8 protein-coding genes are annotated in these 10627 nt (G+C 65.4%); 5 read left to right on the top strand and 3 right to left on the bottom strand.

What is annotated here, in order from left to right:
- On the top strand, positions 1-1453 hold a 1453-nt coding region (gene pdxR / locus H8B02_RS40065; RefSeq protein ID WP_229171217.1), incomplete at its 5' end, for a MocR-like pyridoxine biosynthesis transcription factor PdxR.
- Positions 1454-1469: 16 nt separating this feature from the next.
- Here pdxR and rcdA read toward each other — a convergent pair.
- Together rcdA and H8B02_RS40055 are read right to left on the bottom strand one after the other, a co-directional pair.
- Positions 1470-1982 (bottom strand): protease adaptor protein RcdA, encoded by a 513-nt coding sequence (gene rcdA / locus H8B02_RS40060; protein ID WP_092123179.1) that lies wholly within the window; start codon positions 1980-1982, stop codon positions 1470-1472.
- Between the two features lie 500 nt (positions 1983-2482).
- Complete coding sequence (locus H8B02_RS40055; protein WP_229171216.1) at positions 2483-2674, bottom strand: DUF1192 domain-containing protein; 192 nt, start codon at positions 2672-2674, stop codon at positions 2483-2485.
- 266 nt (positions 2675-2940) lie between these two features.
- On the opposite strand from H8B02_RS40055, the gene metG reads away from it, so the two are divergent.
- The 3 genes from metG to H8B02_RS40040 all read left to right on the top strand — a co-directional run bounded on the left by metG (position 2941) and on the right by H8B02_RS40040 (position 8685).
- Positions 2941-4620, top strand: coding sequence for a methionine--tRNA ligase (gene metG, locus H8B02_RS40050; protein WP_229171215.1), 1680 nt, complete (start codon positions 2941-2943; stop codon positions 4618-4620).
- Positions 4621-4689: 69 nt separating this feature from the next.
- Complete coding sequence (locus tag H8B02_RS40045) at positions 4690-5688, top strand: NAD(P)H-quinone oxidoreductase (RefSeq protein ID WP_229171214.1); 999 nt, start codon at positions 4690-4692, stop codon at positions 5686-5688.
- A gap of 120 nt (positions 5689-5808) precedes the next feature.
- A complete protein-coding gene (locus H8B02_RS40040; protein WP_171947977.1) occupies positions 5809-8685 on the top strand; it encodes an EAL domain-containing protein in 2877 nt (958 codons plus the stop codon).
- Here H8B02_RS40040 and H8B02_RS40035 read toward each other — a convergent pair.
- Positions 8682-8939 (bottom strand): DUF7662 domain-containing protein, encoded by a 258-nt coding sequence (locus tag H8B02_RS40035; protein ID WP_092123173.1) that lies wholly within the window; start codon positions 8937-8939, stop codon positions 8682-8684. The genes H8B02_RS40040 and H8B02_RS40035 overlap by 4 nt on opposite strands.
- 122 nt (positions 8940-9061) lie before the next feature.
- Between H8B02_RS40035 and H8B02_RS40030 the strand changes: the two genes are divergently transcribed.
- Positions 9062-10555, top strand: a complete 1494-nt coding sequence (locus H8B02_RS40030) for a sensor domain-containing diguanylate cyclase (RefSeq protein ID WP_229171213.1) — start codon at positions 9062-9064, stop codon at positions 10553-10555.
- Positions 10556-10627 lie beyond the last annotated feature (72 nt).

Genomic DNA, 10627 nt, shown 5'->3' with positions numbered 1-10627 from the left:
CGGGCGTCAGATCGCGCGGGCCCTGCGCGCCGCCATCGCCAACGGCGAACTGAAGGCCGGAGAATATCTGCCCTCGACCCGCGCGCTGTCGGCCTCGCTCGGCGTGGCGCGCGGCACGGTGACGGAAGCCTTCGGGCAATTGCAGGCCGAGGGCTATCTGGAATCGCAGGTCGGCGCCGGCACCCGCGTCGCGCCGACGCTTACAGAGCAAGCACGGCCGGTCCGCCCACCGGCTGGCCGCAGCCCGAACAAGACTGCGCCGATCGAGTTGCCGCCGCGCGCGGTGCGACTTGCCAAGGTTGTGGCGGCCTTCACGCCGATGCCGGAAATCCCGTTTGCGATCGCGGTCCCCGGAGGCGCCGTCGCGCCCGACGACAATTGGCGTCGCCTTGGCAACCGCGTGCGAGCATCGCACGCGGCAGCGCCGGCAAGCTATGGCGATCCACGCGGCCTGATGGTGCTGCGGCAGGCGATCGCCGACTATGTGCGCAAATCCCGCGCGGTGCATTGCGAGCCCGAGCAGGTCGTGATCACGGCCGGCACGCAGCAGGGCCTTTATCTCGCCGGCCGCGTGCTGCTGTCGGGGGGCGATCGGGTGTGGACCGAGGATCCGGCCTATCCCGGCATGACCGCCGTGCTCGACGATCTCGATCTCGTCACCACGCGCGTGAGCGTCGATGCGCAGGGCATCGACGTCGACGCCGCCATCGCAGCGTGCCCGAATGCGCACGCGGCTTTCGTGACGCCTTCGCATCAGTACCCGCTGGGCATGCCGATGAGCATGGCCCGCCGCAACGCGCTGGTGGCGTGGGCGCAGCGAAGCAATGCGTGGATCATCGAGGACGATTATGACAGCGAGTTGCGCTATGCGGGTCATCCTTTCCCGTCGATGCAGGGGCTCGCGCCGTCACGCGTGATCTATCTGGGCACGCTGAGCAAGGTGCTGTTTCCCTCGCTGCGGCTCGGCTACGTCGTGGCGCCTCTACCCCTGATCGACGCCTTCGCCGGCGCGCGGGCGCTGCTCGACCGGCATTCACCGACCGCCGACCAGCATGTGCTGGCGGCCTACATGCGTGAGGGGCTGTTCGAAGCGCATATCAGGCGCATCCGCGGCGTCTACGCCGCGCGCCGCGCGACACTGATCGCATCGCTGACGCGTCACATGCCTGATCGCGTCACGCTGCAGCCGAGCGACCAGGGCATGCATCTGCTGCTGTGGCTGCCGCAAGGCTTCGACGATGTGCAATTGGCGAAGTCAGCGCTTGCCGACGGCATCGTCGTGCGGCCGATTTCACCGATGTACGAGGCAGCAGCGCGGCCCGGCCTCATGCTCGGCTTCGGCGGCTTCGAACCGGAGGAGCTGGAGGCGGCCGTAATACGGCTGCGGCAGGTGATCGATCAGCACACGCCGCAGCGGCCGGCCAAACCACGCCGCACTGAAGTTTCACACTGATTTGACGGTTCGAATCTTACTGCTCGAACGCAGCCTTGAGCCGGTTGAGCTGCGGCACCAGCGGGTTGCCGATCGACGAGCGATCCGGCGCCGGCGCGTGGATCGTGGTGTCGAGGCGGCGGACGCGCGCCTGCAGATCCATCGAGCGGGCGATCAGCTGCTGCAATTGCTCCGGCAGCTTGGTCACCATGTCGACCGGGCCGGGATCGGCGGCCGACAGCTTCACTTTGGTCTTCTCGCGATTGGCCTGGGTCAGCGTCATCTCGCCTTCCTTGACCGCGCGATGCAGCAGCAGCCACGAGGCAAGCTGCATCAGCCGCGTGGTCAGGCGCATGCTCTCGGTGGCATAGGTCAGGCTGACGGAGCGTTCCAGCGCCTTGGCCTCGGCACGTCCGTCGCCGTCGAGATAGGCGGCGGTCTGCTCGACCAGATCCATGCCTTCCCGGAACAGCACGCCAAATGCCGCAGAATTGGTCAGCCGTTCACTGAACAGCACAAGCCCGGCTTCGTTCTGGGAACGATCCGCCATGGTTAACGCCCTCACACCATCGTAACGCCCGCTGGCATCTGACGCGCCAGCTTATGATGAACAAATCATTGCGCGGGCGCGCCGAAGAGTCCAGCCGCAACCGGATTTATGGTTTCCAACGGATAGGACGCACAAAAAAGAGCCGCCGTTTCCGGCGGCTTTTGAAGTTGATAACAGGGAGGCGTCAAACAGAGTGGACAGGAGCCACTCGGTGTCCAAACGAGGACAATGCAGTCATAATCGAGAAAGCTTAACCGATCGTAAATGAACGGATTTCTTCAGGCTTTGTTTGCCATGTCGGCCATTGACCTAGTTTGGGACAGGTCCACGTTGATACGCGTGAGTCGTCCGGGCGAACGCCGGGACCCATAACCACCAATGTCCGCGTTGCGCGCAGCTGTGGCCCCAGCCGTACGCGACGAGAAACAGCGGTGGTTATGGGTCCCGGATCGCGCTCGCTTTGCTCGCTTGTCCGGGACGACGCTTGTGATGTCGCAGCGCTACGATTTGAAGAACGTGTTCGCGGCGTCCTTCGACGCGCGCTTCTTCGTCATTGCCTCTTTCAGGCGATCGACTTCGGCAGTGAGCAGCGCGATGCGCTCGGTCAATTCCTCGACCGACAGCAGCGAGAGATCCTGTCCGATCTCGTGGGTGATCTTCTTCCGCGGCCGGTCCTCATCCTCAATCGGCATGTGTCCTCCCCGCGATGATTCTGGCGCCGTGCGTCCAGAGATGGTAATGTCCTTGTGCAGGAGAATTTTGCAGTGACTTTCGTGTGCGCGCAACATCTGACGCGAATGCCCCGGCCCGACCGCAAGGAGTCTGACCGGACGGGATAGTGCGCCTGCGCGCCAGGCATGAGCCGACCCCAAGCCCTTCCGATCATGCGGGAGGGCTTTTTGATTTTCGATTTGATTGCACCGGGGTCGGCATCACCAGACGCGAAAGACCCTAACCCATGACCAAAATTCTCATCACCAGCGCCCTTCCTTATGTGAACGGCGTCAAGCATCTCGGCAATCTGATCGGCTCGCTGCTGCCCGCCGACGTCCACGCCCGCTTCCGCCGGCAGACCGGTCACGACGTGCTCTTCATTTGCGCGACCGACGAGCACGGCACGCCGGCCGAGCTCGGCGCCGTCGAGGCCGGGCAAGATATCAGGGAGTTCTGCGATGCGCAGCACGCCGTCCAGGCCGACATCTACCGGCGCTTCGGTCTGTCCTTCGATCATTTCGGCCGCACCAGCGCGCCGCACAATCATGCGCTGACGCAGCATTTCTATCGCCGGCTCGACGCAGCCGGACTGATCGAGGCGCGCTCGTCGCGGCAGGTGTGGTCGCCGGCCGACCGGCGCTTCCTGCCCGACCGCTACGTGCTCGGCACCTGCCCGCATTGCGGCGATGGATCGGCGCGTGGCGATCAGTGCGACCATTGCGGCACGCTGCTTGACCCGCCAGACCTCATCGATCCGCGCTCGGCGCTGTCAGGCGACCGCGCGCTCGAGATCCGCGACAGCCGTCATCTGTTCCTGCGCCAGTCGCAGCTGGTCGACAGCATCGGCGCCTGGATCGACAGCCGCACCGGGTGGCCGCCCTTCGTGGTGTCGACCGCGAAGAGCTGGCTCAATGCCGAGCTGCGCGATCGCTGCATCACCCGCGATCTCGCCTGGGGCATCGCGGTGCCGCGCGAGGGCTTTGACGGCAAGGTGTTCTACGTCTGGTTCGATGCGCCGATCGGCTACATCGCGGCGACACAGGAATGGGCGGCAGCTGCGCCCGGCCGCGACTGGCGGCAATGGTGGTGGCAGGCCGACGACGTCAGCTACATCCAGTTTCTCGGCAAGGACAACATCCCGTTCCACACCGTGAGCTTTCCGGCGACGCTGATCGGCTCCGGCGAGCCGTGGAAGACCGCCGATGTGATCAAGGGATTTCATTGGCTCAATTACGAGGGCGGCAAGTTCTCGACCAGCAGGAAGCGCGGCATCTTCACCGACGCGGCGCTGGAGGAACTGCCGGCCGATCTCTGGCGCTGGTGGCTGATCGCCAACGCGCCCGAAAGCGCCGACACCGATTTTGCCGTCGCGAGATTTGTTGCCGATGTGAACAAGGATCTCGCCGATATCTTCGGCAACCTCGCCAACCGCATCATCAGCTTTGCGCATCGCGCCTTCGACGGCCGCATCCCGGATGGTGGCGCACCCGGTGACGCCGAACGGCAACTCGCGTTTGATCTGGAGCAGCGCATCGCAGCGCTGCACCGCCATCACACCGCATTGGAGTTTCGCGCCGCGGCGGCAACGACCCGCGCGATCTGGGACACCGCGAACGCTTACCTGCAACACACCGCGCCATGGACGGCGATCAAGTCCGATCCGGCACGCGCCGCGATCATCACCCGTACGGGCCTCAACCTTGTCGCGCACTGCGCCGTGCTGGCGTGGAGCATCGTGCCTGATCTCGCGGAGCGCGTGCTTGGCGCGCTCGGCCGCTACGATGCCGTGCCGCGCTGGCCCAATGGCCCACTCATTCCGTTGCTGGACAGTGGTGCCGGCACGCCGGTCGCAAGGCTCGGCCTGCCGGTCGAGAAAATCACCCCCGAAAAAGCCGACCATCTGACGAGGCGGTTCGGGACTTAATGGCGTTTCGCTTCGTTGGAAAAGGCGGTATGCCACAAGCCAATCCTCTTCACTGACCAGGGACGAACCATGCCAAACCTGCCCGCGCAAATGACCGTCGTTGCCATCAGCAAGCCCGGTGGCCCGGAGGTGCTGGTGCCAGAGACCCGCGCGCTGCCAGTGCCGGGTCCCGGCGAGATCCTGGTCAAGGTCGCCGCCGCCGGCGTCAATCGCCCTGACGTCGCGCAGCGCTCCGGCTCCTATCCGCCCCCGCCCGGCGCGAGCGACCTGCCCGGCCTCGAGATCGCAGGCGAAGTGGTCGCGCTCGGCGAAGGCGCAAAGCATGAGATCGGCGACAAGGTGATGTCGCTCGTCGCCGGCGGCGGCTACGCGCAATATTGCATCGCGCAGGACGCGCAGGCGATGACCGTGCCGCCGCAGCTCACGATGCAGGAAGCCGGCGCCATTCCGGAAACGCTGATGACCGTCTGGCACAATGTGTTCGAGCGCGGCGCGCTCAAGGCCGGCGAGACGCTGCTGATTCACGGCGGCTCGTCGGGCATCGGCACGATGGCGATCCAGCTTGCCAAGGCGTTCGGCACCAAGGTGATCGTGACCGTCGGCTCGCAGGACAAGGCCGACGCCTGCCTCAAGCTCGGCGCCGATTACGCGGTGAATTACAAGACCGAGGACTTCGTCGAGGCGGTGAAAAAGGCGACCGGCGGCAACGGCGCCAATGTCATCCTCGACATGGTGGGCGGCGACTATATCGACCGGAACTATGACGCTGCCGCCGTCGAAGGCCGCATCGTCCAGATCGCGTTCCTGTCGGGAACACCGAAGGCCACAGCCAATTTTGCCAAGCTGATGGTCAAGCGGCTGCACCACACCGGCTCGACCCTGCGCCCCCGTAGTAATGCGGACAAGGCGGCGATGGTCGCGGCAATCGAGGCAAAGGTGCTGCCGCTGCTGCGCGAAGGCCGCGTCAAACCGCTGATGGACAGCACATTCCCGCTGGAAAAGGCCGCCGACGCGCACCGGCGCATGGAGACCAGCGAACATATTGGCAAAATTGTGTTGGTGGTTTAACCCTCGCAGCGGAAGCAGGGGCGGAAACCCTTTGATTCCCTTCGCTTTCGTGTCATTTATCGCGCCACCTCCGGGCCGGTCGCCGGGCCCGGGCAGTTTGTCGATCGCGGAGTACTGACATTGCGTCTGATCAGGTGCCTTGCGCTGCTGGCGCTGGGCCTCATGATGTTTGCCGCTGCGCCTGACGCGTATGCGATCGATGCGGTCAGCGTGCGCAGCGATGCGCCGGCGATCGACCTCACCGCGGTTCTCGACCATCAGCGAAGCGAAACCGACCGCATCCAGGTCTCCACCGCACCGGGAACCGACGGCATCGTGCGCCGCATCGAAGTTCGCGCCCGTGAAGGCGGCCAGAACTGGGTGGTGTTCGCGCTCGCCAACAACACCGACGACCAGCTCGACCGCCTGATCGTCGCGCCGCACTATCGCATCGTGTCATCAGGCCTGTTGTGGCCCGACCTCGGCCTGTCGCGCATCGCGACCATCACGCCGTCCGTCGGCGATCGTCCCGAGCGGCAGGAGAGCCCGACAGCCGACGTGTTCCGCATCACGCTCGATCCCGGCGCCGTCGTCACCTATGTCGCGGAACTGCGCACCGACAAGCTGCCGCAGCTCTATCTGTGGGAACCCGACGCCTACAAGGACAAGGTCAACTCGTTTACGCTGTACCAAGGCATCGTGATCGGCATCTCGGGCCTGCTCGCGCTCGTGCTCACGATCTTGTTTGTGGTCAAGGGCAGCATCATGTTCCCGGCCGCCGCGGCACTGGCCTGGGCGGTGCTGGTCTATATCGGCGTCGACTTCGGCTTCTGGGGCAAGGTGCTCGACATGTCGAACAACGCCGAGCGCGTCTGGCGCGCGGCGGGCGAGGCGATCCTCGCGGCGACGTTGCTCGTGTTCCTGTTCGCCTACCTCAATCTCAGTCGCTGGCACGTCCGCTACTCGCACATCACGATCGGCTGGCTCGTCTTCCTCGGCTCGCTGGTGGCGCTGGCGCTGTTCGATCCCGCGGTCGCCTCCGGCATCGCGCGGATGTCGCTGGTCATGATCGCCTTCGCCGGCTTCGCGCTGATCGTCTATCTGTCGACCCACGGCTTCGACCGCGCGGTGCTGCTGATCCCGACCTGGTTCCTGCTGGTGGTCTGGGTGGTCGCGGCCGGCATGACGGTCGCGGGTTCCGTGACCAACGACATCGTCGGCCCAGCGCTGCTCGGCGGCCTGGTGCTGATCGTGATGCTCATTGGATTTACGGTAATGCAGCACGCCTTCGCCGGCGGCGGCGCCACCACGGGCGTCGTCTCCGATGTCGAGCGCCGCGCCTTGGCGCTGACCGGCTCCGGCGATCTGATCTGGGACTGGGACGTCTCCGCCGACAAGGTGTTCACCAGCCCGGAGACCGAGGCGCTGCTCGGTCTGAAGCGCGGCACGCTGGAAGGCCCGGCGGCGAAATGGCTCGAGGTGCTACATCCGCTCGACCAGGACCGCTTCCGCGCCGCGCTCGACAGCGTGCTCGACCAGCGCCGCGGCCGCCTGGTGCAGGATTTCCGGCTGCGCACGCCCGACGGTCACTTCATGTGGTTCGCGCTGAAGGCGCGGCCGGTGGTCGGCTCCGACGGCGAGGTCTCGCGCGTGGTCGGCACCCTGACCGACGTCACCGAGTTCAAGAACTCCGAAGAGCGGATGCTGCACGACTCGGTGCATGACAACCTGACCGGGCTGCCGAACCGCCGGCTGTTCATGGACCGCCTCGGCGCGGTGGCGAACCTCGCCAAGACCATGCCGAACCTGCGGCCGACCTTGATGGTGATCGACCTCGACCGCTTCAAGCAGGTCAACGATTCCGTCGGGATCGCGGTCGGCGATTCCATCCTGCTGACGCTGGCGCGCCGTCTGACCCGCATCCTCAAGCCGCAGGACACGCTGGCGCGCATGGCCGGCGATCAGTTCGGCCTGATCCTTCTGTCCGAGCAGGACCCGGCGCGGATCACCAATTTCGCCGAGACCATCCGCAAGACCATCCGCGCCCCGATCGCGTTCAACGACCGCGAGATCTTCCTGACCGCCTCGATCGGCCTTGCGCTGTCCGACCCGGCGGCGCCGCTGACCGACGAGATCATCAAGGACGCCGAACTTGCGATGTATCATTCGAAGCGGATCGGCGGCGACCGCATCGACGTCTACAAGCCGGCGATGCGGGCGCGGAAGACCGACCGCCTGACCTTGGAGAGCGACTTGCGCCGCGCCATCGAGCGCCAGGAGCTCACGATCCTGTACCAGCCGATCGTGCGGCTGGAGGATCGCGCGATCGCCGGCTTCGAGGCGCTGGTGCGCTGGGACCATCCCAAGCTCGGCCGGATGTCACCGTCGGAGTTCATCAACGTCGCCGAGGAGACCGGCCTGATCGTCGATCTCGGCATGTTCGTGATGGACCAGACCGCGCGCCAGCTCGCGGTGTGGCAGCGCGCGATGCGCGCGCGCGAGCCGATCTTCGCGTCGGTCAACGTGTCGTCGCGGCAATTGCTGCGCCACGATTTGATCCACGATATCCGCACCGTACTGTCGCGCTCCTCAGTGGCGCGCGGCACGCTGAAGCTGGAACTGACGGAATCGCTAGTGATGGAGAATCCGGAGCACGCCGCCCAGATGCTGGCGCGGATCCGCGAGCTCGGCACCGGGCTGTCGCTCGACGATTTCGGCACCGGACATTCCTCGCTGTCCTATCTGCAGCGCTTCCCGTTCGACACTATCAAGATCGACCAGTCGTTCGTCCGCACCACCAGCCGCGGCACCCGCCCGGTGATCCTGAAATCGATCATCGCGCTGGCGCACGATCTCGGCATGGAAGTGGTCGCGGAAGGCGCCGAGACGGATTCGGACGCCGTCGAGCTCTATCAGCTCGGCTGCGAATACGCACAGGGCTTTGCCTTCGGCGAGCCGATGGACGCCGACGCCGCCACGCGCCTCCTCACCGAGGAACGGCTGGAAGCCGCGAGCTAACGCGGCTTCGGCATTCGCTTGAACCTGACGCTCCTGCCGTCGGCCTGACGGGTGGCGATGTAGCCGGCGTCGAGGCAGGCTTCGCGCTGCGGCATCTTCTCCTGCGGGCTGCGCAGGGTTTCCCACCACGACGCCCGGTGCGCAGCGCGCGGTAGCGCCGCATCGATGATCGCCTCGATCTCGTCGAAGGTCAGCACGAATTCGGGCAAATGCTGCTTCTTCAGATAATCCCGCAGCGCGTCGTAGTCGTTCACAACATCCTCGATGACAATAAACCAGGGTCCGGCAACCACCCGTTAACCCATTCGCCGGCCGCTGTCGCCATTTAAGGCGACAACAAGACTTCCCGTTGCATGACGGCGCTTTGGAGCGGGACATGCCATTTCGACGGGGAAACGACGCAAGGCAGCGCTGGCGGCTATCGGCAAAGCTGCTGATCGCAGCGTCGATTGCGACCGTCCTCGGCTTTTCCGCGATCTGCGCCGGCGTGATGTTCGACATGCGCCGCGGCGAGGAGCAGCTGGCCCGCCGGACCCTGGAGAATTTGGCGTCAGGCATCGAGGCCGACGTCAGCCGCAACATCGAGCTCTACGACCTGTCGCTGCGCGCGGTCGCCAGCAATCTGGAAATGCCGGAGATCCGCGGCGTCAGCAAGGAACTGCGCCAGCTGATCCTGTTCGATCACGCCGCGACCGCAAAGCATTTCGGCGCGATCCAGGTGTTCGACACCAAGGGCAATCTGACCATCGACGCGGCGAGCCTCGATCCGCAGCCTGAGAACCGCAGCGACGAGGAGTATTTCGCCATCCAGCGCGACCATCCCGACACCGGGCTGTATGTCAGCCGGCCGATGCTGCATCGCGGCGCCTACGCCATCGTGCTGAGCCGGCGCATCACCGGCGAGGACGGCCGCTTTCTCGGCGTCGTGGTCGGCTCGATCCGCTTCAGCTACTTCCACGATCTGTTCGGGCGGCTGAACCTCACGCCGGGCGACACCATCACGGTGCTGCGCAACGACCGCACCATCATCATGCGGACGCCGTTCGATCTCGACGTGATCGGCAAGAACCTCGCCGAGCAGCTGGACTGGAGATCCGAGAACCTGAAGGTGGGCGGCGCTTTCTCCGGCAAGGGCCCGGTCGACGACACGCCGCGGCTCTATGTCAGGCGCAGCAGCAGCGGGCCGCTTTACGTCGTGGTCGGCAAGCCGCTCGAAGCCGTCTTCAATCTCTGGCGCACCGAGGCGATCCGGATCGGCACGATCATGGCCTTTCTGGTGCTGTTCGTGCTCAGCGCGACATTGGTGCTGGCCCGCGAGATCGTCCGCCGCGCCGACGCCGAGGACAAGCTCGAGGAGCTGGCGACCACCGACGCCCTCACCGGCCTGAAGAACCGGCGCAAGTTCGATGCCGAGATCGACCGCGAATGGCGCCGGGCCGGCCGCTACGGCCAGCCGGTCGCGCTGTTGATGATCGATGCCGATCACTTCAAGGCCTATAACGACACCTATGGGCATCAGGCCGGCGATCAGGTGCTGGTGGGAATCGCGATCTGCATTTCGGATGCGGTGCGCCGCGCCGGCGATTGCCCGGCACGCTTCGGCGGCGAGGAATTCGCCGTGCTGCTGCCCAACATGACCGCGCTCGAGGCCTTCAATCTGGCCGAGACCATCCGCAACAAAGTCCAGCAATGGTGCGAGGGTGAACTGATCACGACGGTGAGCATCGGCGCCGCCAGCATGCGGCCGCTCGCAGGCCAGCAATGGTCCGACCTGATCGAAGCCGCCGACAGAGCGCTCTACGCCGCCAAGGCCAACGGCCGCAACCAGTCGGTGCTCGCCACCGTGCCGAAGATCGCGCTGGTAGCGTAGCTTGACTCGCGCATCCTTCAGAGCATCTCCCTGTGAAAAACTTTCACAACCGTCCCCGCGCAAAGGCTTGCC

The organism is Bradyrhizobium altum (genome assembly GCF_020889705.1).
In the GTDB taxonomy this organism is placed as follows: domain Bacteria; phylum Pseudomonadota; class Alphaproteobacteria; order Rhizobiales; family Xanthobacteraceae; genus Bradyrhizobium; species Bradyrhizobium altum.
Note: the sequence above shows the minus strand (reverse complement) of the source record. Positions and strands in the feature narration are given on the sequence as shown.

Bases quoted from the DNA above. Each gene is read 5' to 3' on its own strand.
- rcdA (WP_092123179.1), bottom strand. From the start codon at position 1,982: ATGGCGGATCGTTCCCAGAACGAAGCCGGGCTTGTGCTGTTCAGTGAA.
- H8B02_RS40055 (WP_229171216.1), bottom strand. From the start codon at position 2,674: ATGCCGATTGAGGATGAGGACCGGCCGCGGAAGAAGATCACCCACGAG.
- metG (WP_229171215.1), top strand. From the start codon at position 2,941: ATGACCAAAATTCTCATCACCAGCGCCCTTCCTTATGTGAACGGCGTC.
- H8B02_RS40045 (WP_229171214.1), top strand. From the start codon at position 4,690: ATGCCAAACCTGCCCGCGCAAATGACCGTCGTTGCCATCAGCAAGCCC.
- H8B02_RS40030 (WP_229171213.1), top strand. From the start codon at position 9,062: ATGCCATTTCGACGGGGAAACGACGCAAGGCAGCGCTGGCGGCTATCG.